Below are 26,805 nucleotides of genomic sequence, written 5' to 3'. Positions count from 1 at the left end.
GATCGACAAAGTCGACGAAAGATTCGTAGTCAACTGTTGATGGCACACGTGTTGTAAATAATCATATAAACGGTAGTGTCCGCACAGCCGGTGATCATTGGCGCGCGATCCCCTTCGCTGTTCCAGCGCAGGGCGCTTCGAAAGCGTCACTCCCGTTCCCCGGCTGTCGGCGGTCCGGCGCAATGACACCCTCGGTCACCGCTCACGAGCACAACGAAGGAGGCCAGGGTGTCTGCGAAGACAGTGGGCCCTCCCCCACTCTCGGCTACGCTCGAGCAGGGGGACCCCCACCCCGCGCGCGGCCCGTCCGGGCACGCCGACCCGTCCGAACGTGGCGACCATGAGCCGCGGTTCCGCCGCAGAGCGGGAGCCGTCCTCGACCGGTGGCCGTTCCGGCGGAAACTCAACGTCCTGGTGATCGTGCCCATCGTGGCTGTCGGCGCGCTGCTCGGGGCCGGCGTCAACGGCCAGGTGGAGCAGGCCCGAGCCGCCGACCGGATGGCGGAGCTAGTACGCGACAGCGAACAGGTCACGACGCTGATCAACGACGTACAGGTCGAACACCGGCAGGCGCTCCTGCTGTCCGTGCAGTACGAGTCGACCCGCCCCGGAGCCACCCTGCCGTCGACCAGCGCCTACCGCCAGGCGCAGCGGGACACCGACGCTCGGGCCGAGGCCGTACGTACCGCGTTCGGGTCGAGCCTGCCGGACGAGGGGGAGCAGGCGCTCGAGTACCTTGGCGGCCTTGCCGTCCTGCGCGAGAAACTTGAGCGGGGATACGTCTCTGTTGCCAATATCGACCCCGCGTACGCGTTCGCGGTCGACTACCTGATCGACGGCATCGGTCTCGACGCCTTCTCCGGCACCTCCTCGTCCTCGGTCACCCATCTGCTCGACACGGTGCTGCGCGCCGACGCCGCCCATGCGGCCTTCGAGACCAGCGTGTTCTCCGCCCAGACCCGTGACGCCAACGCCCTCACCGAGTACACCCGCGCGGTCGGCGCCCACGAGCTCTACGAGTACCAGTCGGAACGTTTCAGCCGGATCGCCACGCCGGAGCAGGTCCTGAGCCTGGATGGCATCGAACGCGCCGCCGAGCAGCACGGCCTCGAAGCCCGGTTCGAGGAGCTCAACATCGATCCGAGTTCCCTGCAGGCCCGGTCGCCACGCGAGCTTCGCAAGGCGATCGAGGCCGGGGCACGCCAGGGCGAAAGTCGCCTCGGCATCACCCGGTCCCTGATCGAGCAGATCGCCGCCCGGGCCGACACCGTCTCCAAGAGCGCCCTGCACAACGCGCTGGCCCTGCTCGGTCTGGCCCTTCTCGGCTTCGCCGCCTGGCTGACCTTCTCGTTCTGGGTCCGGCGCTCGGTCGTACGCCCCCTGGCGGCCCTGACCGGCGCCGCCCAGCAGGTCGTCGACGTGGCGGGCCAGGAACTCGCCCGAGTCGCGGACGATGAATCCGACGACAGCACTCCGCTGCGGCCGCACTCGATCCCGGTCCCGGTCCGCGACGAGATCGGCGAGCTGGCCGAGGCGTTCAACCGGGTGCAGGTCACCGCCGCCCAGCTGCTGGAGCGACAGGTGCTGAGCCGCCGCAACGTGGCCGAGATGTTCGGCAACGTCGGGCACCGCGTCAGCAATCTGACCACGCGTCAACTTGCGCTGATCGATGGTGTCGAACGCGAGGAAACCGACCCCGACGTCCTTGAGCGGCTCTACCGCATCGACCACATCGCCGTACGCCTCCAGCGCAACGCCGACAGCCTGATGCTGCTCGCCGGAATCCGGGAGACCGGCGCCGAGGCCCGGCCGACCACCCTGGCCAACGTCATCCGGGCAGGGTTGGGCCAGATCGAGGGGTACCAGCGGGTGTCCCTGCGGTCCGAGGCAGACATGACCGCCCAGCCCGACGTCATCGCCGACCTGACGCTGATGCTCGCGGAACTGCTGGAGAACGCGGTCTCCTTCTCCCCGTCCCACACGCCCGTCGAGGTGGTCGTCCGGCCCGGTACCGACGTCACCGCGGACGGCGGGGCCCTGATCGAGGTCATCGACCACGGCCTCGGCATGAGCACGGAACGCCTCGCCGAGGAGAACGCCCGGCTGATCCGCCGGGAACGGCTCGACCTGGTACCGACCAGAGTGCTCGGTCTCTTCGTGGTCGGCAGCCTCGCCCGGCGCTGGGGCGTACGGGTGACCCTGAGCCGCACGCCGGGCGGCGGGGTCACCGGCACCGTCTGGATTCCCTCCGCGCTCCTGCTGGATGTGAACCCCGTAGCCTCCGTGACTTCCGCGGCACTCGCGGCCATGGACCCGACGGGAGCGGTGGCGGCATTCCCGACGCGGCCCGAGCAGAAAGCCCTCGCGCCCGCGCCGCCGACCCCCGCCGCCCTCTCCTCTGCGCCCGACCCTGCCCCTGAACCGCGGTCGGCGACCCCGTCCTCCCCGCGGGACGGCCTCCCCCGACGCCTCCCGGCCCGCGCCGGGGCGAAGCAGACCACCGGCCCCGAAGGGCCGCCCTCAACGGACGGCCCACGGCCGCTACGGCGGCGGGTACGGGGCGCGACGCTCACCATGACCACCCCACCGGCAGACGGGGGAACATCGGCCGCACGGCATCCCGTCGATGCCGAGGAGGTCCGATCGGAACTCGACGAGTTCGAGGCCGCCGTACGCAGGGCGGAGCAGGACAGCGCCCTGCCCCGGACGGAACCAGCACCAGCGCAACACCAGGAAACCGAGAAGGAGCCGGGCAGTGAACACGTCGACAGGTGACAGCAGTTCCGAGTGGGGTGCGCCCTCCGACCTGCGAGCCGCCGCGGCCGATTTCACCTGGCTGCTCGACCGGTTCGCCACGGAGACCGCCGGTGTCGTCGACGCGATCGCGGTGTCGTCCGACGGCCTGCTGATCGCGGTCTCCCAGCTGCGCGACCAGGCCGACTCCGAGCGGCTCGCCGCGATCGTGTCCGGCATGACGAGCCTCGCCGCGGGCGCCTCCGGCAACTACGGCCTGGGTGCCCTCAACAAGGTCATCATCGACCTGGAAGGGGGCCATGTGCTGGTCTCGGTCATCGGCGGCGGCGCCGTACTCGGCGTGGTGGCCTCGAAGGAGGCGAAGCTCGGCAACATCGCGTACGAGATGGCCCTGTTCGCCAACCGTGCCGGGGCCGCGCTCACTCCCCAACTGGTGCTGGAGCTGAAGAACAGCGTCGGCGCCGCGTCGGCCGACTGACCCGTCCCACGGCCGGGGTCGACGCGTACAGGGACTTCAGGAAGGGATCATGATGGCCGCCGGTGGACCAGTACCACACGAGGCAGCGGGGGACGCCGGGGACTCGCCGGAGCCGGCCGGCCGTGCCCCCGCGATCCGGCCGTTCCTGCTGACCGCCGGCCGGGTGTCGGGGGGCGGCTCCGGGCCCCCGATGCCGGTCGAGACCCAGGTCGTGTCGACCTCCGACGGGCTCTCCGTCCTCCGCTCGCTCACCTTCGAGCACCACGACATCGTCGCCGCCTGCCGACGGCCGCAGTCCGTGGCGGAACTGGCCGCCCGGCTGCGACTGCATCTCAACGTGGTCCGCGTGCTGGCCGAGGATCTGTGTGCCGCCGGGCATCTGGCGGTCTACAGGCCGAACGCCAGGACGGCCCAGGACCTCTCCGTACTGCGAAGGGTTATCGATGGTCTCCGTGCCGTCCCCGACTCACGGGGCTCACTCCGCGACACCAGTTGAACAGCCACCGCTGCCGGTCAAGATGGTCATCGCCGGCGGCTTCGGGGTCGGCAAGACCACGGCTGTGGGCTCGATCTCACAAATACGACCGCTCACCACGGAAGCCGCGATCACCGAGGTCGCGGCGGGCGTGGACGACCTCACGCTCACTCCCGGCAAGACCACCACCACGGTCGCCATGGACTTCGGCTGCATCACCATCGACCCGACGCTGAAGCTGTACCTGTTCGGCACGCCGGGCCAGGACCGGTTCGGTTTCATGTGGGACGACCTGGTCGAGGGCGCCCTCGGCGGCCTGGTGATCGTGGACACCCGCCGGCTGGACGACTGTTACGCGGCGGTGGACTACTTCGAGCACAAGGGCATCCCGTTCGCGGTCGCCGTCAACGCGTTCGACGGCCAGGTCGAGCACGACCTGGACGAGGTGCGGTGGGCGCTGGACATCGCCCAGCACGTACCGCTGATCGTCTTCGACGCACGGAAGACGGGCTCGGTCCGGGACGCACTGCTGGTCGTGCTCGAAGTCGCCCTGTCCAACGCCGAAGAGGCCACGGCGACCTGACTCTCCCGTGTTCCCCAGCCAATGACGGGTGACGGGTACGCCGACAACCCACCCGGTCACCGTCTTCCGCCGGTATCCGCGCACAACCCGTCGGTCAGCCAGCTGGTCAACCACCCAGTGTGCGTGAGCGATGCGTGAGCGGACGGTGGAACATGGTCCATCCCGATGCGGCGGTCCAGCCAGGGCAGCCGGGCCACCAGCAGCAGTTGGAACAGCATCAGCAGGGCTGCGTGCAGTCCGAAGAACTTGGCGACCGTGAGCACCCCGTTCTTGCCTGAACCGGCGCTGAGGAACAGCGTCTCGACGATCACCGCGTTGACGACGACGAAAGTCCACATCGCCCAGCGCGCCGCGTCCACCGGCAGCACGGTGCCTCTGCGCACCGCGCTACTCGCCATCGCCATGCTTTCCTCACATCCCCCCGTGGCCGCTGCACTCGCGGCCCATGTGCACTAACTCCATGAAGATCGAGCAATTCGTCCGGATACGCACCACGATCGGATAAGCATACGGAGCACGGGCCCGATCCGTTCACGCCAGAACCGTTGATTCCAATCGCCGTTCGGCGTTCGGCGTTCGGTGCGTCCTGGGGTCGTTGCAACACCGCTGCTCTGGCGGCGTCCTCTCGGCCGTTGCGCTGGGACTCGCCGGGCCGGCCTGCAGGGCGGCAAGGGCGGCGCTGGTCACTGCCGGGACCACGACCTCGGCTTCGTCTGCGGGTGTGACGGTGGATGCGGCTGAGGTGCACCCGGACATTGCTCTCGTCGCGGCTGATGGCGCTCTGCCGCCCCTTCTTGCCCGCCAGCCACATGTCCAGCCACTCGCCGACCGTGAGTCGACTCGTCTCTGGTCGGCCTCGGACCTCCTCGTCCGGATCCGTTTGCGTGATGAGGCACAGGTCGCCCCGGCCCCGGCGCTTCTCCGGATTGCAGCGGCACCACAGGCTCCGCGCCAGACCCTTGGGCCTCGTCGGGCTCGGGCGCGGCGTTCTCGCGGGTGGCGCGCGCACGCGGTGCGCGGCGAGCAGGTGTCCGGCCGGGCTGCCAGGACCGCTGCGGGCGGGGTGGCTCGGAGGGATGGACGGCGGCGGCCGCAGGCGGCCGGGCACCGTCATGACCACTCGTCCTGAAGGCCGATCTCCGCCCAGATCGACTTCCCTCCGGTCCGGTGGCGTGTGCCCCAACGTTCGGCGAACTGAGCGACGAGCAGCAGGCCGCGCCCGCCTTCGTCGAACATCCGTGCTCGCCTCATGTGCGGGGCGGTGCTGCTGCCGTCGGAAACCTCGCAGATGAGCGCGGTGTCGCGGATCAGGCGCAGCTGAACGGGAGGGGTGCCGTACCGGATCGCGTTGGTGACCAGTTCACTCACCACCAGCTCGGTGGTGAAGACCACCTCGTGCAGTCCCCAGTCCGCGAGGCGACGGGCGACCTTGTCGCGGGCGTCGGCCACGGCGGCGGGGTCGGAAGGCACATCCCAGGTGGCCACCTGGCCCGCGCCGAGGGCCCGGGTTCGGGCGATGAGCAGGGCGACATCATCCGACGGCTGTGCGGGGAGCAGGCTCTGGACCAGGTCGTCGCAGGTGGCCTCCAGCGAGTGAGCGGGGTGCTCCAGGCGCCGGCGCAGCAGCGCCATGCCCCTGCCCACGTCGTGTTCGGGGACCTCGACGAGGCCGTCCGTGTACAGCACGAGGAGGCTGCCTCGGGGCACTTCCCATTCGACCGCCTCGAAAGGCAGCCCGCCCACTCCCAGCGGCGGGCCGACAGGAAGATCGATGAACTCGGCCTTGCCGTCGGGCGTGACCACGGCGGGCGGGGGGTGGCCCGCGCCGGCGGCGGCGCAGCGGCGCGAGACCGGGTCGTAGACCAGATACAGACAGGTGGCGATGAGATCGGTGACGATCTCGAGCTCGGGGCCCGTTGCCACCTCCTCCTCCGCCCTGAGGTGGGTGATCAGGTCGTCGAGATGGACGAGGAGCTCCTCGGGGGGCAGGTCGACGTCCGCCAGCGTGCGTACGGCGGTACGCAGCCGCCCCATGGTGGCGGAAGCGCGCAGGCCATGGCCCACCACGTCTCCGACGACCAGGGCGACCCGGGCGCCCGACAGCGGGATCACATCGAACCAGTCGCCACCCAGCCCTGCCCGGGACCGGGCCGGGAGGTAGCGGTAGGCCACCTCCGCGGCCTCCTGGGCGGCGAGCCGCTGCGGCAGCAGGCTTCGTTGCAGGGCGAGGGCGGTGGTCCGCTCGCGAGTGAAGCGCCGGGCGTTGTCCACGGCCACGGCAGTGCGTGCGGCGATCTCCTCGGCGAGGAGCAGATCGTCCTCGTCGAAGGAGTCCCGGCGGCGGTGGCGGACGAGTACGGCCACGCCGAGCGTGATGCCGCGGGCGCGCAGCGGGATGACCATGATCGAATGCATCCCGAAGTCGCGGACCTTCGCCGCGCGCGCGGGGTCGGCGACCTGCCAGCTCTCGATGGCTTCGTCCAGGGTGCGGTGCAGCGACGACCGGCCCGTGTCCAGGCAACGGGCAGGGGGCGTGGATTCCGGGTAGTAGTCCACCTCGCCCGGCCGGATCACCGCCTCGGGGGTGCCGGGGAGGACGGACCGCTGCGCGGCGCGGCGCAGCGCGACGGAGCCCGTGGCGGACGGCCTGGGCTCGACGCCCCGGAACAGCCCGTCCAGCAGGTCGATGCTGATGAAGTCGGCGAGCCGCCCCACCGCCACGTCGGCCATCTCCTGAGCCGTGCGCATCACGTCGAGGGTGCTGCCCACCTGTGCGCTGACGTCGTTCAGCAGGACGAGCCGCTCCCGGGCCTGGTGCTGTTGGGTGACGTCGAGCGCGATGAGCTGCACATGCCGCACCTGTCCTGCCGGGTTCCTCAGGGGGGACACGGATACGGCCCAGTATCTGTCGTGGGCTCCGCGCCGCGGCCGGCCATGGACGTCGAACCGCTCCGGTTCTCCCGTCTCGAACACCCGGCGCATGCCCTCTTCGACCGTGGTGCAGATATGGGGAGGCAGGATGTCGGTGACGCGCCGACCGCGTATCTGCTCCTCCGTGAGACCCAGTGCGCGGGTCGCGCCGGCGCTCCCGCGCAAGGCCCGCAACTCGGCGTCGTAGATCATCACAGGCAGGTCGGACTGTGCGAAGGCTTCCTCTGTCGTCGCCTTGTCCTCGTGTGGACGTGGCTCCCGATGCGGACGCGGCTGCTGCGGCGACGTGGCCACGATGAGCCACTGCGCGTTGCCCTCGCGGTCGAGTGACGCGTACGCCCGCAACTCGGCGTCCATGTGGTGGCCGTCCTGGTGCCGCAGCGGGGTCGGGCCGCCGCGTCCCTCGAGAACCGCGGAGAAACGCACCACGGCGTCGGCGTTCCCGCCGAGCAGCCGTGCCGCGGGACGCCCTACCACGTCCTCGTACGGATACCCGAGCAACCGCTGGGCGGCGGAACTCCACCCCGTCACGATCCCCCCCGCGTCTACGACCGCTGTAGCCGAGGTGACCTGATCCGGAAACTGATCGAGGCCGTTTCCGAGGGGGTCGGCATTCTCCATGTCCACTCATCACCCGTCCTGCCCTCGACTCTCGAGGGCTGGGGAGACTCAGCAGAGACCGCAGGGCGGCGGAAACCTCGTATCCGTCGCGTCGGCTCCTCTCCCACTTGTATCTCTCCTCGCGCGCACGCGCAGGTCGGCAGGCGGCACCGAAGGGGACGCCGCTGCTTCCCGCTCCACGGATGTCCGACCGTTCCCTGCATGACTCCGATCAGCTCCGAGAACCCGCTGACCTCGGAAAACGCCCGTACATTGCCTGCCATGCCCCCTGCCCGGGTCGAGATCGAACGAGGGATGAGCGAGCGGGAACTTGATCCGGGCCGCCTCCCGGTGCGGCGAGGGCAGGCGCCACACGAGGTGGGCACCACTTCGCGCTGCGCCGTCCGCTCACCCTGGCTATGGTTGACAAGTAGGCAAAACATGCCAAAACGCATCGCCGACGGGTCCGTTGTCGACGATGGAACGGATGGCAGCCATGACCGCAGCAACTGTCACCCCACAGGAGGCCCGCTCCCCCCAGGGCGGCTCGGGTGCGGACGCGAAGTCTCCAAGTGGGGCAGCTGAACGCGCTGTTGCCCACCACAGCGTGACGCTCGACGTGTTCGGCGCGCGTGTTGAACTGCTACCTCCCGAACAGCTCGCTTTTCTCGTGGGCGTTGGCGTACTGGCCGCGTTCGAGATCCTCGAATGGCCGGTGGCGGTGGTCCTGGGGGTCGGACACCAGCTCGCCCACAGCCATCACGGCCGGGTGCTGCGCGAGTTCGGTGAGGCCCTGGAAGAAGCCTGAGACCGACCGACTCCATCACCCACGCGGCCGCGGACGACGCGGAGCGGCACCGTCCGGGTATCCCCCGAGGCAGCGACGTCGGCGGATGCCCCGTGCCACTGCCCATACCACTGTGCCCTGTCCCTGCATTCAGCTGAGTACCGTGTGCCAAGGGAGACCTATGGAGTCCTCCGGGGGTTCGTCATCCGCTTCGGAAGGTCGCGACCGTCCGGTCGCCGAACCTCCGTTGAGCGCCACGGAACGGGACGAGTACGAACGGCTGCGCAAGGTGGCCTCCGTTCATCACCGGCGTCTGCGCTGTACGGCAGCGGGCCCGGTCGCGGTGCCCGGTGGGTCAGGCGGGCGGCGTCGGGCGGATCCGGGGCCACCGGCCGGGCCGTGGCGCGCCACGGTCTGCGCACCGGCGCCACCGGCCGCCGGCTGGGCGCACACAGAAAGTGGATCACCGGCATCGCCATCGCCGGCGGCGCGCTCGCCCTGGTGCTGTGGAACTACCCCACCCCCGGGGCCGTGGCGCTTGTCCTCGGCATCGTCGTCCTCGTGCTGGCTCTCCTCGGAACTCTCGCCGCAGCCTCCGGCACAGCCGAACACCCGGCCGGCGGCGACCAGCCGGTAGTCCGAGGGTGACGCCGCCCGGCGCGCGCCGGAACCTGAAGTCCTGAAGACGTCCGTCACACCAACCCCCAAGGAAAGGAGCCCGAGATGGCTGCAGAAGAGACAGGGGCGGGCGGCGTCGCCGCCCTCGCCGAAGCGAACGCGCCCGTGTTCGAGACGATCGTCCAGATGACGCTCGACACCTACGAGCGCTCCGGGCTGGATGAGGAGACGTACCTGCTGGCACGCATCGCGGCTCTGGTGGCCATGGATGCCTCTGCCCCCTCGTACCTCCTCAACATCGGCACCGCCGCGGAACTCGGCGTGCCACTGGAGAAGATCCAGGGAACGCTCGTGGCGATCGCCCCCGTGGTGGGCAGCGCCCGCGTCGTGTCCGCCGCCCGCGCCATCGGCGACGCCTTCGGGCTGGAACTTCCCGGCGAAGAGGAGCAGTGACGACCGCCCGGCCGGGGCTCGTGCGGAGCCCCGGCCGGGCTCCGCACGAGCCCCGGCCCCGTCCTCGCACGCACTGCGACCTGAACACGGACGACACCAACAGGAGAAGCAATGGACAGCTATCTGAACCTGGCCTACGACTACCCGGTCCTGGGCGCCTTCTGGACGATCATGTGGATCTTCCTGTGGGTCATGTGGATCTTCCTGCTCTTCCGCGTGATCGTCGACATCTTCCGCGACGACTCCATGAACGGCTGGGCCAAGACGGGATGGCTGGTCTTCACGATCGTCCTCCCGTTCCTGGGCGTCTTCGTCTACGTCATCGCCCGTGGCAAGGGCATGGGCAGGCGCGAGCAGGAACACACCAGGGCCCGACTGGAGGAGACGGACCGCTACATCCGCGAGACCGTCGGCGCCACCGGCCCGGTCAGCGAGGCGGATCAACTCGCCAAGCTCTCGGAGGTCCGGGCCCGGGGCGACATCTCGGACGAGGAGTTCCGCCGGGCCAAGGAGAAGGTCCTCCACTGACCCCATGAGCGCGCAACGGGACGGGCGTCACGCGTATCCCGGCGCTCGCCGCCTCGGATGCCCCGCCCATCTCCTACGTGGCGCATATCGACCCCGCTCGCAAAACCGGAGCTGAGAACAGGCGCCCACCCGGCGTCGGCAGTCCGCGCGGCCTACATCGGGCAGAAGGCCACGGAGCTGCCCTTCTGCCCGACGTGCCCCGCGCCGTGTGCCGGGTGTCCCGACGGCCGCCGGACCAGGCAGGAGGGTCTTCGATGTCCCAGAACGCGACCACGGCCATGCGCGCGGTACCCCACACCACGCCCCAGGAACGCACGGCTCTCGGCAAGGCGGCGCGGCGCCGCACCCCGCGGTCGGGCCACGCCGTGTACAGGCCGTCTCCTGACCGGCCTGACCCGGTGGCGATCCTGGAGGCACAGTCCGCGGCGCGGGTGCCCGAACTCGTCCCGATCCGCTACGGCCGGATGATGGAGTCCCCGTTCCGCTTCTACCGGGGCGCCGCCGCGATCATGGCGTCCGACCTGGCCGACAGCCCCCGCTCGGGACTCACGGCCCAACTGTGCGGGGACGCACACCTGCTGAACTTCCGTCTGCTCGCCTCGCCGGAGCGGCAGTTGGTGTTCGACATCAACGACTTCGACGAGACGCTGCCGGGCCCCTGGGAGTGGGACGTCAAGCGGCTCTCGGCGAGTCTCGTCATCGCTGGGCGGGCAAACGGCTTCGACGACGCCGAACGCGCCCGCATCGTGAGCTCCACGGTCCGTTCGTACCGCCAGGCGATGATCCGCTTCGCGGGCACGGGTAACCTCGACGTCTGGTACGCGAAGATCGACGCGGACCTCCTCGAGTCCCTGGCCGCAGGCCGGCTCCACAAGCGCGGTCAGAAGAACCTGTCCCGCGCCCTGGCCAAGGCCCGTACCCGCGACAGCCTCCAGGCTTTCGACAAGCTCACCGAGACGGTCGACGGCCGGCCCAGGATCGCGGCGGATCCACCCCTGCTCGTCCCGGCCGGCGACCTGCTGCCGGACGTCGAGCGCAGCGCGCTGGAGCGCCAGTTCCGCGGTCTGATCGAGCGGTACGGCCGCACTCTCGCCTCCGACCGGCGCACGCTCCTGGCGGACTACCGACTGGCCGACGTCGCCCGCAAGGTGGTCGGCGTCGGCAGCGTCGGCACCCGGTGCTGGATCTTTCTCCTTCTCGGCCGGGACGGCCAGGACCCGCTCTTCCTCCAGGCCAAGGAAGCCGACGCCTCCGTGCTCGCCGCACGCGTCGGCACCAGCCGCTACTCCAACCAGGGCGAGCGGGTGGTCTCGGGCCAGCGGTTGATGCAGGCGACGAGCGACATCTTCCTCGGCTGGGAACGGGTGGACGGGATCGACGGCAAGCAGCGCGACTTCTACGTCCGCCAGCTGCGCGACTGGAAGGGCATCGCCATGCCGGAGAGGATGCGGCCGAACGACATGCGGGCGTTCGGCGAAGTGTGCGGGGTCACCCTGGCTCGTGCGCACGCGCGGTCCGGCGACCGCATCGCGATCGCCGCATACCTGGGCAGCGGCGACTCGTTCGACCGCGCACTCGCCACCTTCGCCGAGGCATACGCCGACCAGAACGAGCGTGACCACCAAGCCCTGGTCGACGCGGTACGCGCAGGCCGGCTGCCCGCGGAGGAGCTGCCGACGGCCTGACCCGGGAGAGGACACCCGGCTCGCCCCGAACGCGCCTCGTCGTGTCCGAACCGCTGGGCGCCCTCCCCGGCGCCTGGAACGAGGTGCCGGAGAGCAACGGGGTGCTGTGGGTGACGAACACCGCCGTGGGCCCCGGCGGCAGGAGCATAAGGGCTGGTGAACGGCTCAGTGGCCCGATGTGCCGCGCGCCGGGGCGGGGAGACTGGGATGCTGGGGGAGGGAGCGCCGCCCGTGACGTGACCCTGGCGGACAGGGGTGGTGAACGCCGTGGCCGAGACCTACGAGAACGCCCAAGGACCGACCGTTCCGGCCGTTCCGTGCGCCGATCCCCAGGGAGACCCGTTCCTGCGCACCCGGTTCGCCCTCCCGGCGAGGCCTGCCACGTTCCTGCGGCGGCAGCGGCTCGTCGACCACCTCGACCAGTTTCGCGGGACGCCGTTGACACTGGTCAACGGGGCGGCCGGGGCCGGCAAAACCCTGCTCGCCGCCGACTGGGCCGCCGGACTGCCGCCACCGGTCGCCTGGCTCACCGTCGAAGTCGGGGACCGGCGTCCCGGGGTGTTCTGGGCATACGTCCTTCAGGCACTGCGCGCCTGCGGTGCACCGGCATCCGACGCGGTCGGGGTCCCCGCGGACGCGACCGGGGTGGACCAAAGGCTGCTGGCAACGCTCGCCGCCGAGCTGAACGATCGCGACCGGCCCGTGATCCTCGTGCTCGACGAGTACGACCGCGTGACCGATCTGGAGGTCACGGACCAGCTGGAGTTCGTCCTGCACCACGCCGGGCGGGGCCTGCACCTCGTCCTCGTCACCCGCACCGAACCGCTGCTGCCGCTGCACCGTTACCGGGCGGCCGGCGAGTTGACGGAGATCCGCGCCGCCGAGCTGGCGTTCACCCCCGAGGAGACCGTCGCACTGCTGGAGCTGCACGGTCTGAGCCTTCCGGTCTCTGCCGCGCGCGCCCTGGTGGACCGTACCCGGGGCTGGGCCGCCGGCTTGCGCCTGTCCGCCCTGGCCGCTCTGGAGAGCGCCGACCCGGAGCTCTACCTGAAGGAGTTCGAGGCGGACCGCAGTACGGTCGCTGACTTCCTGCTGGCCGAGGTCCTCAAGGGACAGCCGGAGGAGACACAGGGCCTCCTGCTGCGTGTCAGCGTCCTGGAGCGTTTCTGTCCCGATCTGGCCAACGCGCTGACCCTCCGGACCGATGCCGAGCCCATTCTCGCCGGGCTGCACCGCGACAACGCGTTCGTCGAGCACCTCGGGCACGCGTGGTACCAGCTCCACCCGCTGTTCGGGGAGATACTCCGGGCTCATCTGCGCGAGCGCCTGCCCGGCCTGGAGCCGGAACTCCACCGGCGGGCCGCGCGGTGGCTGCGTCGTTCCGGATTCCTGCCGGAGACACTCGCCCACGGCGCCGCCGCGGGCGACTGGGATTTCGCCGCCGGCGCCCTCGTCGACGACCTGGCGATCGGACAGCTCTTCACCGGCCTGCGCTCGGGTGACCTGACCGAGTTCTTCTCCCCCATGGGGCCCGAGGCCAGGAGTGCCGCGGCGGACCTCGTGCGCGCGGCCCGCGACCTGTCCCGGTACGACCTCGACCGCGGGCTGACCCGCCTGCGCCACGCCGAGGAGCATCTGGCCGACGACGCGCCCGAGCCGGCGGCCGCCCAGCTGAGCTGTGCGCTGCTCGAGGCACTGGCCGCCCGGCTGACCGGATGTCCCCCACAGGCCGAAAAGGCCGCCGAAAGGGCCGATGAACTGCGGCAGGAGGTCCCGGCACACCTCCTGGACAAGCATCCCGAACTCACTGCTCTCCTGCTGACCCATCTGGGCTCGGCCCGCCTGTGGGCCGGGCGTTTCGAGGACGCGCGCGCCGCCCTGACCGCGGCGGCCGGCGCTCCCGGCGGGGCCTCCACCGTGCTGCCCCGGGAGGACTCGACGGAGCACCTGGCCCTGCTCGACTATCTGAACGGCTGGCTCGGCCGGGCGGAGCGCAAGGCCCTGGCGGCGGTGCCCGAGGTGGAGCGGGTCGGCCTGCCCCAGCCGTCCGGCTCCGGCATCGGGCAGCTGGTCCTGGCCGCCGTGGCCGTCGACCGCCATGAGCTGGGCCGGGCCCAAGCCCTCCTCGACGAGACGGCCCGGCTCCCATCGGGAACGCGGGATCCGGTGATGGCGGCGGGACGAGCCCTCGCCACAGCTCGTCTCCTGTCGGTCAGGGGCAAGGCACGAGCCGCCGTCGAGGCGGCAGCCCCGGCCGTCGCCGCCGCCATGGCCTCACCCTGGGCGGCAGGCTATGAAGCGCTCTTCGCCGCCGCCGCCCACCTGGCCGAAGGACGGCCGGCCGAAGCCGCCGAGATGCTCCAGGGCGTGTCCGGCGACCAGCCGACGTGTGCCGTGGAGGCCGCGGCGATCCAGGTTGCCGCAGGCCGTGCCGGGGCGGCCATCGACCTGCTCGACAGCATCCGCACCGGGGGCCGGGCCGGGCCGGCGGTGACCGTGAGGGCAGCGCTGGTGAGGGCTCAGGCCGCGGAGGGGGCGGGAGACACCGCCGCCGCCCGCAGGCTCGTGGCGCATGCGCTCCTCGACGCTCGGCGGGAGCGGCTGCGACGTCCGTTCCTCGATGCGGGAGCGTGGATCCGGCCCCTCCTGGCCACGCCTCCGCTCCACGAGCTGGCAGCGGGCTGGCTCACGCGCGGCCTGCCGCGACACGGTGAGCAACCTCGGCCGGAGTCGTCGCTGTCCCCGCCGCTCGTCGCGGTGGAGCTGAGCGGACGCGAGCGCGACGTCCTGGAGCGGCTGGCCCGGATGATGTCGACGGAGGAGGTCGCCGCCGACCTCTACGTGTCGGTGAACACGGTGAAGACCCACCTCAAGAGCGTCTACCGGAAGCTGGCGGTGAACCGGCGAGGCGACGCGGTGCGCCGCGCGCGCGACCTCCGGCTGCTGTGAACGCGCGTCGGTGAGAGGGTTCGGGCCCGCTCTCCCCACCGGCCGGACATCGCAGGGGTGCTGCCCATCCCCCGTGGCGGGTGAGGCACGAGGCGCGTACTTCGGATGCGATGGGCAGGAGCGGCGGGGCGTTGCAGGCCACTGCCCGGCCGACTCCGCCGGCGTACCGGCCGACTCGGCGAGGTGGACAGCGTGAAGCACTGGCGGGCTCTGATCGTCCTCGGTACGGCCCAGTTCCTCATGGTCCTGGACACCTCGGTCATGAACGTGTCCATCAGTCAGCTGGTCGAGGACTTCGACACGGAGGTCACCGCCATCCAGGCCGTCATCACGCTGTACGCGCTGGTCATGGCGGCGTTCATGATCATCGGCGGCAGGTTCGGGGACATCCTGGGGCGTCGCCGTATGTTCCTTCTGGGGTTGGTCGTCTACGGCGTGGGGTCGGCCCTGACCGCCGCGGCACCCACGCTGGGGGTCCTCACGCTGGGCTGGTCCGTCATCGAGGGACTGGGCGCCGCCATGGTGCTGCCGGCCATGGCCGCCCTCGTCGCGGAGTCGTACCGCGGGAAGGACCGGGCCATCGCCTACGCGGTCATCGGCGGGCTCGCCGGCGCCGGGATCGCGGTCGGCCCGCTGCTGGGCGGCTGGGTGACGACGTACCTCACCTGGCGGCTGGTCTTCGCCGGCGAGGTCGTGGTCGTCGTGGCCGTCCTGCTGTGCCGCCGGGTGATCGCGGAGTCCCCCCGGACCGGCCCGCGCCCCCGGCTGGACGGCGTCGGTGCCGTGCTCTCGGCGGCCGGACTGGGACTGGGCGTGCTCGGGGTGCTGCAGAGCAGCACCTGGGGATGGGTGCAGCCCCGCAACCCTCCCTTCACCGTCTTCGGCTTCGCCCCGACGCTGTTCGTCGTCGGCCTGGGGGTGGCCGTCCTGGCCGTCTTCCGGTGGTGGGAGCGGCGGCGGGAGCACCGGGGGACCGACCCACTGGTACACCTGTCCCTGCTGGGCAGGCCGGTGCTGCGGTCCGGCCTGATGACGCTGCTGAGCCAGAACCTCATTCTGCTGGGGCTGTTCTTCACCATCCCGCTGTACTTGCAGGTGGTTCAGGGGTTCGACGCCTTCGAGACGGGGCTGCGCCTGCTCCCGGTGTCCGCCAGCATGCTCGTGACCTCCCTGTGCGGGTCCTTGCTGGGTCGGGTGATGGGGCCGCGCCGGGTGGTCCGGCTGGCCCTGGTGACCCTGGCGGCGGCCATCGTGTGGCTGCTGGCCACCATCGACCCGGTCATCGACGACGCGCAGTTCGCCGGAGCCATGGCCCTGCTGGGCGTGGGTGTCGGCCTGCTCGCCTCGCAGCTGGGCAACGTCGTCCAGTCCGGCGTCGGCGAGGAGGAACGCAGTGAGGCCGGAGGGCTCCAGTTCACGGCACAGAATCTGGGCTCCGCGCTGGGCACCGCGCTCATCGGGTCGATCCTCATCGGTGGGCTGGCCCACGCCGTCACCACGCAGGTGGACGACAATCCGCAGCTGTCCGAACAGACCCGTGAGCAGGTCGGTGTCGCTCTCGAGGCCGGGATCACCTTCGTCTCCACCGATCAGGTGCGCTCGGCGGCCGAGCGTGCCGGGTTGCCGCCGTCCGAGGTCGACGCCGTCGCGGACTCCTACGCCTCCGCGCAGCTGGACGGCCTGAAGGCGGCGATCCTGGCCACCGGCGGCATCGCCCTCGCCAGTTTCCTGGTCACACCACATCTGCCGACCGGCCGGGACAGCCGTCCGCGGCAGCCGGACGCCGATGCTCCGGCCGGAGTGACCTGATCGAAGCGCTGAGTCCGGAGGGAGTCACCGATGTCCAGGACCAGGACCGGCCCGACCACGGCCCGCGGGGAGTGCCGTGCCGAGCGGCGGGTCCGCGCGGACTACACGGGCGGCGTCTACGGATCCATGCTCGCGGCCTCCGTGGTGATCGGCGCGGGCTCTTTGGGCTCGTTCCCCCGCACCGAGCTGGTGCTGCTGCTGTTGCTCACCGGCGTGGCGTTCTGGATCGCGCACGTGCATGCCCAGCTGTTCGGGGCGCGTCTGGCGCAGCGGGCTCCGAACCGCCGGGTCGTGCTGCGCGTGTGCCGCGATGAGTGGCCGATCGTCAAGGCCGCCGTCCCGCCGGCCGTCGCGGTGGCCGTCAGCCCGCTCCTGGGCCTGGACGTGCGGGGTGCCCTCTGGCTGGCCCTCTCCGTCGCCGTGGCCGGGCAGGTCGGCTGGTCCGTGGCCGCGGCACGCCGCGCGGGTGCTTCCCGGCGGCTGATGGCCGCCACCGCGTCGGTCAATCTGCTGCTCGGCCTGCTGATCATTTCCTTCGAGATCGTTCTGAAGCATTGAGAAGGCGTTGGTCCGTGGGGTCCGTCGCCGGGCCACGGGTCACCTGTACCGGGTGAGGCCCGAAGGAGCGCGAAAGCGCACGATCGTAGGGAGGAGTGCCGTCCGCCTGTCCCAGGCAGTCCACGGGAGGACAGCTCGTGCGCTACGAGATCCGAGTCGAGGGACACCTGTCGGAAACGCTGGCCAAAGCTTTCCCGGAGCTGGGCCACGTGGTGATGTCCGGCCAGACCGTCCTGTTCGGCCCCGTCGTGGACGAAGCACACCTGTACGGGCTGCTGGCACGCTGCCAGTCACTGGGACTGCGTGTCGTGGAGATGCGGCAGCTGCCGGAGTGACGGGACCGGGCGGTGTTCGGTGCCGGGCGGCCTCGCGTGGAGACAGGCGGGAGCCTCAGCGCCGCTCGCACGGCGCGGGCGACGGGGACGGCCACCGCTCACCGGCGGGGGCGGAGCCGTCTGCGCCGGTGCGCGTACGGCCCGACCGGGTGCGGTCCGTCCGGGCAGTGCGCGGATCGCTCATCTCGTGTCTCCTCGTTCCGTCCGGCCGGAAAGCCGATGGGCAGGCGGCCGGAGATTCCCACCTCACCGCCACGGCGGCGTCGCCGGATCACCCGTGGTGGGTGACCCCGGCACCGGGTGACAGACGTGACCCTGGAGCGGTCAGGTCCTCGCACACCGCCCCTCACACACCACCCCGTCGGCGGTCCGGAAACGAGCGCTCGATCACGCGAGGAGGAGCCATGACCACGTCGCGTGGTTCGGCATCGCGCACCGGACAGGAACACGAGCCCGGCGGGGCGGCACCGTGAGCCATGGCAAGGAAACCCGGCCCCGCCCCGGCGTCCCGCAGGCGCGCGGCGGTGGAGCGGGTCCTGGCGAGCCTGCGGTCCGGTCCGGTGGCCGGGCTGCTTCTCCGCCTGTCGGCGCTCAACGTCGTGGAGGGCTCCGTGAGGCTGGCCGCGCAGGCCTTCATCACCGCGCTCCCGCTGCTGATGACCGTCGCGGCGTTCGCCCCCCGAGGGGTGCAGGACCTGCTGACCGACTCCCTCCGTGCGGTTCTGGGGGTGCGCGGCGACACGCTCGACGAGGTACGCCGTGCCTTCACCGCCACCGGCACACCACGGGACGCCGCCGGAGCTGTGGGCGTGCTGGTGACTCTCGTGTCCGCCACGGCCTTCAGCCGGGCGCTTCAGGCGGTCTGTGAGCGGTGCTGGCACCTGCCCCGGACACCGGTGCGGGCCGCGGTCTGGCGCTGGCTGCTCTGGCTGCTCGTCTGGCTGGGCGTCCTCCTGGTCCAGGCACCGCTGCGCAGCGGGTTCGGCGGCGGCGCGGTGATCGGATGGGTGCTGTCCGTGCTGTCGGCGACGCTGCTGTGGTGGTGGTCCCAGCATCTGCTGCTGGGCGGCAGGATCGGCTGGCGGAACCTGCTGCCGGGAGCGCTGCTGGCGGGCACGGGCACGGTCGTGCTGAGCTGGGCCGCCGGTCTGTTCGTGCCCACGGGCATGGAGCGAAGCCTGCAGGAGTTCGGTCCGCTGGGGCCCGTCTTCACGTTCCTCTCCTGGTTGATCGCCGTGTTCCTGGTGGCCGTCTCGGGCCTCGCCCTCGGCCAGTACGTCGCCTCCTCCGACTGGTACCGGACAGCCGCCGTCCCCCGCCGTACGCGGGCCGAACCCTGATCCTGCCGCGCAGGAGCGCATCCATCGAGGGCCGGGCCGCCCGCAGGCTCACCCGCGTCGGGTGAGGCCATCCGGCCCTGGCCGTGCCCATGCTGAAGACAGCACGCAACGGCGGCCGGGCGAGCGCCCGGGACGGAGAAAGAGACATGAGCGCGCAGACGTACCTGGCGTACGACTATCCCTTGCTGAGTGTCTTCTGGAGCATGCTCTTGTTCTTCCTGTGGATCATGTGGTTCGTCCTGCTCTTCCGCGTCGTCGTCGACATCTTCCGCGATGACGTGCTGAGCGGGTGGGCGAAAGCCGGCTGGCTGGTGCTCACCATCCTGCTGCCCTTCCTGGGCGTCTTCGTCTACGTGATCGCCCGCGGCAAGAACATGGGCCGCCGGGAAATAGCGCAGGCCCGAGCACAGCAGGAAGCCTTCAACGCCCACATCAGGGAAGCCGCAGGCGGCATGGGCCGACCCAGCAGCGCCGACGAACTCAGCAAGCTGTCCGAGATCCGCGCCCGCGGCGACATCACGGACGAGGAGTTCCGCAGGGCGAAGGAACTGGTCCTGACCGGCCACGGCTCGGCGGAGCACGCCGGTTCCACCGCCCGCACCCCCAGTCGCTGAGCATCCGCACACCATGAATCGAGGCGCAAGATGACCGCGACACACACCCGGCCGGCACACACGGCGAAGCAGGAATGGGCAACCGGCCTGACGGCCTTCGCGGCAGTGATGCTCTTCCTCGCCGGCCTGCTCGACATCTTCCGGGGCATCATGGCCATCGCCGAGGACGACATCTTCGTCACGACGCGCAACTACGTGTTCGAGTTCGACCTGACCGGCTGGGGCTGGATCCACCTCGCTCTGGGCGCGGTCGCCGTGATCGTCAGCATCGGGCTGCTCCAGACCGCGGTGTGGGCGCGCGTCGCCGGCGTGGCCATCGCCGGACTCGTCATCATCGCCAACTTCCTCTCCCTGCCGTACTACCCGGTGTGGTCGGTCGTGATGATCGCGCTCTCGGGCTTCATCATCTGGGCCCTGTGCGTGGTTCCGCGCGGCAACCTCTCCGATCTGTCCGGGGAGCTGTCCGAGGAGCGCCCGCCTCACAGGGTGTGAGGCGGAAAGAGAAGGGCCCGGCTCCGCCTCGGCGGAGGCTGTGCGGGCGAGGCGACGCGCCTCAACACCTGCGATGGCTGCCGGGCCCGCTCGGCGGCCGACGATGTACTGCCCTGGCGGGGCGAGGAGTCTCGCTACGCGGTCATCGCTGAGGTGGACCAACCCTCGGGCCCCGCCCTGGTGGCGTCATGAGCCGGTGAGCCCGTCCACCGACTCCCGGAGGAGGTCGGCGTGGCCGTTGTGACGTGCGTACTCCTCGATGACGTGGCACAGGATCCACCGGAGACTGGGGACCTGCCCGTCGGACTGCGGGCGCCGGGCCGGGTGCTCGAGACCGCCGTCCGCCAGCGCCTCCGCAGTCAAGGAACGGGAGCGTGCCACGGAATCCTGCCAGAGGGCCAGGAGCTGCTCCGGAGTGTCACCGGCGGCCGAGTTCCAGTCCCAGTCGACGTCGGCGCCCCAGTCGACCGCGTTCCACGGGGGTGCCGGAGCATGCCCGTGGAGCCGCCGGGAGAACCACCAGTCCTCGGCGAAGGCCAGGTGCTTCAGCAGCCCGCCCAGCGTCATGGTGGAGGCACCCACGGTCGACCGTAGGCCGGCTGCGTCCAGACCCGAGCATTTCCACGCCAGTGTCGCGCGCTGGTGATCCAGGAATCCCAATAATGTGACGGCCTCATCGCCCGATAGCGGGGGTATCGGGCGCCCCTGCTCGTCCAATTCCATCATGACCGGAATCCTAGTCGCCATTCACTCGCAGCAACAGCGCGTGAACTCCGTAGCTCCGCATTGGAATTCAAGGAAAATGACCGAGAAATCAATTCGATTTCATCGGCGTCACGAGGCGAAGTCTCCCCGGGTGAATCGCATATAGCAGTAGTCGTCCAGCAGCTTCGGCAGTGACCTGCCCTCGCTGTCGAGGGCCGAGGCCAGAGCCCGCTCGTCCAGCCCGCTCTCGTCGAGCAATCGGCGTGCCCAGCTCCGTCCGAGGCTCTGGTGGGCCTTGAACGCCGCCGCGTCCCGGGCACCGTGCAGGCTGTTCGCGATGGCATCGTCCCAGGGCATGAAGGTGCGCGGACGCAGCCGGTACAGCGTCTTGGCCGCCGCCGTGGGGCCCAGCGACCGGGGGCGCCCGGGCGTCCCGACGGTCAGGTTCGCCAGATCCGCGTAGTACTCGCCCAGCAGTGTGATGTCCTCGTCGGTCAGCTGAGCGAGGGGCACCTTCGCCGGGACGATCGCGCCTGCCCAGCGGGCCGCCCAGTCACGAATTCCGGCGTCGAACAGATCGGTCTCCCCGGCTCGGGGGTAGCGGATGCGGCATCCCCAGGAGTTGAGCCAGCGCAGCAGCGCCGTGCGGTGGTCCCGGATCGCGAGGTCCAGTGCCGGCGCGGCGGTCTCGGGCGCAGCCGCCTTGTCGACTCCCGGCAGTTGTGAGAACCGGATCACCGCGGCCCGGAGCTGTTCCAGATCGGGGGCCTGCGGGCCGGCGGGCATGCTGATCAAAGGTCTGTCGGTCACGAGCTTCTCTCTGTGGGGTCCGAAGACACGTCAACTGGTGGAGCGGCGGCCACGGCCGAAGCCGCGCCATCCGGTGCCGCCCCGACGGATGTTGCTCGGCCGGCTCGTCGGCCGCCGAGCCTGAGGTAGACCAGGGCGGCGCCGGTGACCGCGAGCGGCCACAGCAGGTACCGGCCCGACATGAGCAGCATGATCAGCACCGCGACGAGCGCGACGAGCGCCGCCGCACGGGACTTGCCCCGCTTCGGCAGCAGCCGCAACGCGGCGGCCACGCCGACCGCGTACACCGTGACGAACGACCCCGTGGTCAGCAGCACCAGCGGGCGGGCTCCCAGGCCGGTCAGGGCCACGGTGACCAGCGACACCAAGGCGAGCGATGAGACGACGCCGAGGCTGCGGCGCGGCACCTCGCCGGCCGTGCTGCCTCGAGTGAGCCAGGCCGGCAGCGCCCCGTCCCGGCCGAGGGCGGCGCCGAGTTTGGCGGCGCCCGCGAAGTAGGCGTTCATCGCTCCGAGCGTAAGCAGCAGGGCTGCCATCGCGGCCAGTAGCCGGGCGTTGCCGCCCAGCCCCACGGCCATCAGGTCGCCGAGTGGTGCTTCGGAGCGTGCGGCACCCGGCCCCAGTACCGCGATGACGGCAAAGGCCACCGCCAGGTACAGCACGCCGACGACGACCACGGCGGCTGTCGTCGCCCGCGGCAGGTCGCGGGCCGGGGACCGGAACTCCCCCGCCAGGTGGGTGATCGCCTCCCAGCCGGCGAAGCTCCACACCAGCAGGGCCGCCGCCGGAGCGATCGCCGTCCAGCCGTGGGGGGCGAAGGGCCGCAGGTTTTCGGTGCTCGCGTGTGGCAGCGACAGGGCCACCGCCGCCAGCAGCAGGGCGACGAGCAGTCCGGCCAGGGCGAACTGGAATCGCCCGGTCACCTGCACACCCACCGCGTTGGAGGCGGTGACGACGGCCATCAGCGCGACCGCCGTCACCGTGCTGGTGGTCCGCCCGCCACCGAGCGCCGACGACACGTAGGCGCCGCCGAAGAGGGCCGCGGCGCTCGCCCCCGGTGGCACCGCGAGGTAGAAGCACCAGCCGACCACCGCTGCCGTACGGTCACCGAACGCCAGGCGCGCGTAGGTCGATACCCCGCCCGCGTCCGGATGACGTGCGCCCAGCGCCGCGAAGGTCGCCGCCAGCGGAGCCGACAGCAGCACGAGCGCGAGCCACGCGAGCAGGGAGGCGGGCCCGGCGGCGTCGGCGGCGAGTGCGGGCAGGGCGATGACCCCGGTGCCCAGGACCGCACCTACATACATCGCCGTGCCCTGGACCGCTGTGAGCCGACCTGACGGCCGGCTCTTCTTCGTTTCGCCCGACTCGGAGCTCATGGAAAGAGGGTTCCGAAGCATGATCAGTATGCGCAAGCGGCGGAAACGACAGGGTGCGCTAAATTCCTGCCATGCAGCGACATGTTGTGGCCGTGGCCGTGACCGACGGCGCCCCCACGTTCGAACTGGCCGTTCCGTGCGAGGTGTTCGGCATCGACCGCAGTGATCTCGTCGATCCCTGGTACGAGCTGCGGCTGTGCGCCGCACAGCCCGGCCCGCTGACCACGGCGACCGGGCTCATCGTGCCCACCTCGCACAGCCTGGACGAGCTGGCCGGCGCCGATACGGTGGTGGTGGCGGCATGCTCACGGGACGTGCAGATCAATCCCCCCGCAGGACTGCTCCAAGCCGTGCGCAAGGCCTATGAGATGGGCCAACGCATCGTCTCCATATGCTCCGGCGCCTATGTGCTGGCCGCCGCGGGGCTGCTCGACGGCCGGCGGGCCACGGCGCACTGGATGAACGCGATGGACTTCAGCCATCGCTTCCCCGACGTCGAGTTCGACCCCACCTCCCTCTACATCGAGGACGGCACCATCCTCACCTCGGCCGGCACGGGGTCCGCCATCGACCTCTGCCTGCATCTGGTCCGCCAGGACTTCGGCTCCGCGGTCGCCAACGAGGTGGCCCGACGCATGGTCGTACCGCCGCACCGCGAGGGCGGACAGGCCCAGTACGCGCGGCCGCCCGTCCGGGTACGCAGGACGAGCGACACGCTCGCGCCCGTCCTGGAATGGGCCCGTCGCCGGCTGCACGAGCAGCTGACGGTGCCACAGCTCGCCCGGGAGGCGGGGCTCAGCGAGCGCACCTTCGCCCGTCGGTTCCGCGAGGCACTCGGCACGACACCGTTGCAGTGGATCCTGCAGGAACGGGTCCGGCTCGCCCAGGAGCTGCTGGAGACGACCGACGACCCGGTGGAGAGTGTCGCGCAACGCACCGGCTTCGGCAGCGCCACCAACCTCCGGTACCACTTCGGCCGGCTCACCGGTGTCTCTCCGCAGACCTACCGCCATGTCTTCCGCCACCGCGCGGCGCAGCAGCGACGCGGGGCGTCGGCGTCCGGGCCGCGCGCCGGATGAGCCGGACGAAAAGGACGCGCCTGAGGTACCCGCGCCGCCCATCCGTTCGGCGAAGTGCCTGGAATTCTGCGAACGCTGTCGTTAATTCCGCGATTCACCACGCCCCCCTGGCGATATTTCAATCGAGCACTATCGTGGGCGCGTGATCGAATTACCTTCCCTACCCATCCATCCAGGCGCGGCGACGGCCCGGGACGTCCTGACCCGGCTCGTGCACCCGGCTATCGTGAACCACAGCATCCGCACCTATATGTGGGCCGTGCTCGCGGGCGAACGACGTGGCATGGCCGCCGGTCGCGACTACGACGACGATCTGCTGTTCTACGCCTGCTCGCTGCACGACCTCGGCACCTCGGACGCGCACGACGGCCCCCGGCGGTTCGAGGTCGAGGGCGCCGACGCGGCCGCCGAACTGCTCACCGCCGAGGGGCTCGGCGCCGACCGGGTCGACGAGGTCTGGGAGGCCATCGCCCTGCACACCTCACCTCATATCGCCGAAAGGCGCGGCCCCCTCACCCTGTTGACCCGGCTGGGCGTCCTCACGGACTTCGGCGAGGGGGCGATCGACGATCCCGCCGTACGGGAGGAGATGGAACGGCTCCATCCCCGGCTGGCCATCGAACGGGAGCTGACCGGCGCCGTGGTCGCGCAGGCCCTGCGCCGGCCCGAGAAGGCCCCCCTCCACTCATGGCCCGGCAGCCTCCTCCGCGCACACCTCGACTCCGCCGTCTCCCACCCCGCCCCCCGGCACGAAAGGACAGAAGCGTGACGGACTCCGCCGCCTCCTTCACCCACCCCACCGGGCCGGGCGCCTTCGACTTCCTGATCGGCACCTGGGAGGTGACCAACCGTCGGCTGCGCGAGCCGCTGTCCGGCGGCAGTGACTGGGAGGAGTTCCCGGCGACGGCCACCTGCCACGGCACGCTGTTCGACGGCGGTGCCAACGTCGACGAAATCGTCTTTCCCACCAAGGACTTCTCCGGCCTCACGCTGCGCCTGTACGACACGGAACGTGACGAGTGGTCGCTGAACTGGGTCAACAGCCTCACCGGCCGGATGTCCCCGCCGGTCGTCGGCCGGTTCGGGCCGGACGGCGTCGGCGAGTTCCACGGGGAGGAGAGCCACAAGGGCTCCTCCGTGCGGTGCCGTTTCATCTGGTCCGGGATCACCGCCGACTCGGCGCGTTGGGAGCAGGCGTTCTCCGTGACGGGGGACGGCGACTGGGAGACAAACTGGATCATGGACTTCAGGCGTACTCACTGACGGCCGTGGCTGACGGCCCTTCAGGGGGGTACCGGCGTGCCATCTGCCGGTACCCCCCTCCCCGCTACCGGCCCCGGCCCCGGCCCCGGCCCCGGCCTCAGGCGACCAGGTGGACCGGCAGCTCGACCAGGCCGTGCATGATGGTGCTGGCCTTCCAGCGGAACCTGTCGGGATCGGAGGCGAACCTCAGGTCCGGGAAGCGCCGCAGCAGCCGGCCCACACCGATCTCCACCTGGAGCCGTCCCAGGGGCGCGCCCGCGCAGTAGTGGATGCCGTGGCCGAAGGCCAGGTTTCCGCTGATCCTGCGGGTGATGTCCAGCGCGTCGGGGTTCTCGAACTTCTCGGCGTCCCGGTTGGCCGAGCCCAACGCGACCACCACGATCTCACCGCCCGGTATCGTCACCCCGTCCAGCGGGATGTCGTCCGTGGTGAACCGGAAGGTGGCCAGGCCCACCGGCCCCTCGTAGCGCAGCAGTTCGTCCACCGCGTTCGGCAGCAGCGACGGGTCGGACTTCAGCAGAGCCAGCTGGTCCGGGTTGCGGAGCAGCACGTTGACCGCGTTGCCGATCATGCTCAGCGTGGTGTCGTGGCCCGCGACCACCAGGAGGAAGACCATCGCGACCAGTTCGGACTTGGTGAGCCGGTCGCCGTCCTCGCTGGCCTGCACGAGGGCGCTGAACATGTCCTCGCCCGGGTTGGCGGTCTTGACGTCGATCAGTGCCTCGGTGAACTCGGTGACCGCGGCCGAAGCCGAAGCCACCTCCTCCTCGGTGTGGTTGGCACCGACCAGGGTGTTGGTCCAGGAGCGGAACACGGCCCGGTCCTCGGGCGGCACGCCGAGCAGCTCCGCGAGCACGGTGATCGTGAGCGGTGCGGCGAACTGCTCGATGAGATCGGCCTCCGGGTTCTCGGCCAACCGGTCCAGCAGCGCGTCGGTGATCTCCTCGATCCTGGGGCGCAGTGCCTTCGCCCGGCGCTCGGTGAACGCCTTGCCCACCAGTCGGCGTAGTCGGGCGTGGTTCGGAGGGTCGCTGTTGAGCATGTGCGCGGCCAGGTCGTTGTCCACCGGGGCCGGTGCCTCGGTGGGCGTCTCGGAATGCCGGGCGAACATCTCGTTGATGCGCCGGCCGTCCTTGCTCACCCGGCTGTCGGCCAGCAGCGTCCGGACATCGTCGTAGCGCGTCACCATCCAGACCTTGACGCCGTGCGGCATCAGGACCTTGCGCGGCGGCCCCTCCTCCCGCAGCCGGGCGTAGAGCGCGTAGGAATCCTGCACGAAATCGGCGGGTATCTTTTCGATGACCTCTGCCTGGGAATTCTGCATCTGAAAATCCTCTCAGTCCACGGGGGCCAGGACGTTGCCGCTGGACACCTCAACGATGCGGATCGCCTCCCGCGGGCAGGAATCCGCGACGGCCAGCACTTCGTCGTCCGCGTTGATTTCCGCGTCGATCGGTTCCGACTGGCCGTTCCGCAACATGAAGCGGTCGGGCCGGTCGCCCATACACACTCCGGAACCGATGCATGCACCGCGATCGACGGAAATGCGCCAGCGGCTCTCAGCAGACATTCACACCACTCCC

The 26,805-nt window shown here is 70.7% G+C and carries 25 protein-coding genes and 1 pseudogene; 19 read left to right on the top strand and 7 right to left on the bottom strand.

From position 1 onward, the window contains the following. The first annotated feature begins 228 nt into the window (after nt 1-228). The 4 genes from AQJ91_RS23330 to AQJ91_RS23315 are packed head-to-tail and all read left to right on the top strand — an operon-like array spanning nt 229 to nt 4,290. Nucleotides 229-2,775 carry a sensor histidine kinase gene (locus AQJ91_RS23330; RefSeq protein WP_407696899.1) on the top strand — a complete coding sequence of 849 codons (2,547 nt, stop codon included), beginning with the start codon at nt 229-231 and terminating at the stop codon, nt 2,773-2,775. Continuing rightward, complete coding sequence (locus tag AQJ91_RS23325) at nt 2,756-3,232, top strand: roadblock/LC7 domain-containing protein (protein ID WP_067025105.1); 477 nt, start codon at nt 2,756-2,758, stop codon at nt 3,230-3,232. Before AQJ91_RS23330 ends, AQJ91_RS23325 begins: the two co-directional genes overlap by 20 nt. A gap of 49 nt (nt 3,233-3,281) precedes the next feature. Beyond that, nucleotides 3,282-3,728, top strand: a complete 447-nt coding sequence (locus AQJ91_RS23320) for a DUF742 domain-containing protein (protein ID WP_067025103.1) — start codon at nt 3,282-3,284, stop codon at nt 3,726-3,728. Next, complete coding sequence (locus AQJ91_RS23315; protein ID WP_067025100.1) at nt 3,676-4,290, top strand: GTP-binding protein; 615 nt, start codon at nt 3,676-3,678, stop codon at nt 4,288-4,290. Before AQJ91_RS23320 ends, AQJ91_RS23315 begins: the two co-directional genes overlap by 53 nt. A gap of 149 nt (nt 4,291-4,439) precedes the next feature. On the opposite strand, the pseudogene AQJ91_RS23310 reads toward AQJ91_RS23315, so the two are convergent. Both AQJ91_RS23310 and AQJ91_RS23305 read right to left on the bottom strand, forming a co-directional pair. Next, nucleotides 4,440-4,688 (bottom strand): annotated as a pseudogene (locus tag AQJ91_RS23310) (oxidoreductase); the annotation flags it as partial. Nucleotides 4,689-5,400: 712 nt separating this feature from the next. Then, the gene (locus AQJ91_RS23305) at nt 5,401-7,842 is read right to left on the bottom strand and encodes a SpoIIE family protein phosphatase (RefSeq protein WP_234382807.1); all 2,442 of its coding nucleotides are present in this window, start codon (nt 7,840-7,842) and stop codon (nt 5,401-5,403) included. A gap of 466 nt (nt 7,843-8,308) precedes the next feature. On the opposite strand from AQJ91_RS23305, the gene AQJ91_RS55900 reads away from it, so the two are divergent. From AQJ91_RS55900 to AQJ91_RS23245, 12 genes are all read left to right on the top strand, one after another. Continuing rightward, nucleotides 8,309-8,629: a hypothetical protein gene (locus AQJ91_RS55900; protein WP_234382797.1), complete on the top strand. Its 321-nt coding sequence runs from the start codon at nt 8,309-8,311 to the stop codon at nt 8,627-8,629. A 378-nt stretch (nt 8,630-9,007) separates the two neighbouring features. Then, on the top strand, nt 9,008-9,256 hold the full coding sequence (locus AQJ91_RS23295; RefSeq protein ID WP_067025092.1) for a hypothetical protein: 249 nt from the start codon (nt 9,008-9,010) through the stop codon (nt 9,254-9,256). Nucleotides 9,257-9,331: 75 nt separating this feature from the next. Further along, on the top strand, nt 9,332-9,679 hold the full coding sequence (locus AQJ91_RS23290; RefSeq protein ID WP_067025089.1) for a carboxymuconolactone decarboxylase family protein: 348 nt from the start codon (nt 9,332-9,334) through the stop codon (nt 9,677-9,679). Nucleotides 9,680-9,790: 111 nt separating this feature from the next. Further along, nucleotides 9,791-10,207, top strand: coding sequence for an SHOCT domain-containing protein (locus AQJ91_RS23285; RefSeq protein ID WP_067025087.1), 417 nt, complete (start codon nt 9,791-9,793; stop codon nt 10,205-10,207). Nucleotides 10,208-10,461: 254 nt separating this feature from the next. After that, nucleotides 10,462-11,892, top strand: coding sequence for a DUF2252 domain-containing protein (locus tag AQJ91_RS23280; RefSeq protein WP_067025084.1), 1,431 nt, complete (start codon nt 10,462-10,464; stop codon nt 11,890-11,892). Between the two features lie 267 nt (nt 11,893-12,159). After that, nucleotides 12,160-14,841 (top strand): winged helix-turn-helix domain-containing protein, encoded by a 2,682-nt coding sequence (locus AQJ91_RS23275; RefSeq protein ID WP_067025370.1) that lies wholly within the window; start codon nt 12,160-12,162, stop codon nt 14,839-14,841. Nucleotides 14,842-15,033: 192 nt separating this feature from the next. Beyond that, entirely contained in the window at nt 15,034-16,650 is a 1,617-nt protein-coding gene (locus AQJ91_RS23270; protein WP_067025081.1) for an MFS transporter, read from the top strand. A gap of 30 nt (nt 16,651-16,680) precedes the next feature. Next, nucleotides 16,681-17,208, top strand: a complete 528-nt coding sequence (locus tag AQJ91_RS23265) for a hypothetical protein (protein WP_067025078.1) — start codon at nt 16,681-16,683, stop codon at nt 17,206-17,208. Nucleotides 17,209-17,345: 137 nt separating this feature from the next. Then, nucleotides 17,346-17,543 (top strand): hypothetical protein, encoded by a 198-nt coding sequence (locus tag AQJ91_RS23260; RefSeq protein WP_030039028.1) that lies wholly within the window; start codon nt 17,346-17,348, stop codon nt 17,541-17,543. Nucleotides 17,544-18,019: 476 nt separating this feature from the next. Next, the gene (locus AQJ91_RS23255) at nt 18,020-18,883 is read left to right on the top strand and encodes a YhjD/YihY/BrkB family envelope integrity protein (RefSeq protein WP_067025075.1); all 864 of its coding nucleotides are present in this window, start codon (nt 18,020-18,022) and stop codon (nt 18,881-18,883) included. 146 nt (nt 18,884-19,029) lie between these two features. After that, a complete protein-coding gene (locus AQJ91_RS23250; RefSeq protein ID WP_067025072.1) occupies nt 19,030-19,497 on the top strand; it encodes an SHOCT domain-containing protein in 468 nt (155 codons plus the stop codon). 30 nt (nt 19,498-19,527) lie between these two features. Next, a complete protein-coding gene (locus tag AQJ91_RS23245) occupies nt 19,528-19,989 on the top strand; it encodes a DUF7144 family membrane protein (protein ID WP_067025069.1) in 462 nt (153 codons plus the stop codon). 186 nt (nt 19,990-20,175) lie between these two features. On the opposite strand, the gene AQJ91_RS23240 is transcribed toward AQJ91_RS23245, so the two are convergent. The 3 genes from AQJ91_RS23240 to AQJ91_RS23230 form a co-directional block, all read right to left on the bottom strand. Next, on the bottom strand, nt 20,176-20,712 hold the full coding sequence (locus tag AQJ91_RS23240) for a DinB family protein (RefSeq protein WP_199848014.1): 537 nt from the start codon (nt 20,710-20,712) through the stop codon (nt 20,176-20,178). Between the two features lie 111 nt (nt 20,713-20,823). Further along, the gene (locus AQJ91_RS23235; protein WP_234382794.1) at nt 20,824-21,504 is read right to left on the bottom strand and encodes a hypothetical protein; all 681 of its coding nucleotides are present in this window, start codon (nt 21,502-21,504) and stop codon (nt 20,824-20,826) included. Further along, the gene (locus tag AQJ91_RS23230) at nt 21,501-22,880 is read right to left on the bottom strand and encodes an APC family permease (RefSeq protein WP_067025360.1); all 1,380 of its coding nucleotides are present in this window, start codon (nt 22,878-22,880) and stop codon (nt 21,501-21,503) included. The genes AQJ91_RS23235 and AQJ91_RS23230 overlap by 4 nt, the downstream gene beginning before the upstream one ends. A 71-nt stretch (nt 22,881-22,951) precedes the next feature. Between AQJ91_RS23230 and AQJ91_RS23225 the strand changes: the two genes are divergently transcribed. The 3 genes from AQJ91_RS23225 to AQJ91_RS23215 all read left to right on the top strand — a co-directional run bounded on the left by AQJ91_RS23225 (nt 22,952) and on the right by AQJ91_RS23215 (nt 25,222). Continuing rightward, nucleotides 22,952-23,959 carry a GlxA family transcriptional regulator gene (locus tag AQJ91_RS23225; RefSeq protein WP_067025066.1) on the top strand — a complete coding sequence of 336 codons (1,008 nt, stop codon included), beginning with the start codon at nt 22,952-22,954 and terminating at the stop codon, nt 23,957-23,959. Between the two features lie 142 nt (nt 23,960-24,101). Beyond that, nucleotides 24,102-24,728, top strand: coding sequence for an HD domain-containing protein (locus tag AQJ91_RS23220; protein ID WP_159054629.1), 627 nt, complete (start codon nt 24,102-24,104; stop codon nt 24,726-24,728). Beyond that, nucleotides 24,725-25,222, top strand: a complete 498-nt coding sequence (locus AQJ91_RS23215) for a hypothetical protein (RefSeq protein WP_067025061.1) — start codon at nt 24,725-24,727, stop codon at nt 25,220-25,222. The genes AQJ91_RS23220 and AQJ91_RS23215 overlap by 4 nt, the downstream gene beginning before the upstream one ends. A gap of 97 nt (nt 25,223-25,319) precedes the next feature. On the opposite strand, the gene AQJ91_RS23210 is transcribed toward AQJ91_RS23215, so the two are convergent. Both AQJ91_RS23210 and AQJ91_RS23205 read right to left on the bottom strand, forming a co-directional pair. Next, on the bottom strand, nt 25,320-26,546 hold the full coding sequence (locus AQJ91_RS23210; protein WP_067025058.1) for a cytochrome P450 family protein: 1,227 nt from the start codon (nt 26,544-26,546) through the stop codon (nt 25,320-25,322). Between the two features lie 12 nt (nt 26,547-26,558). Continuing rightward, nucleotides 26,559-26,792 (bottom strand): ferredoxin, encoded by a 234-nt coding sequence (locus tag AQJ91_RS23205; RefSeq protein ID WP_067025055.1) that lies wholly within the window; start codon nt 26,790-26,792, stop codon nt 26,559-26,561. Nucleotides 26,793-26,805: the final 13 nt, after the last annotated feature.

The organism is Streptomyces dysideae, assembly GCF_001514305.1.
Taxonomy (GTDB): Bacteria; Actinomycetota; Actinomycetes; order Streptomycetales; family Streptomycetaceae; genus Streptomyces; species Streptomyces dysideae.
The sequence above is the reverse complement of the archived record's forward strand: the minus strand, read 5'-3'. Positions and strand labels throughout refer to the sequence as shown.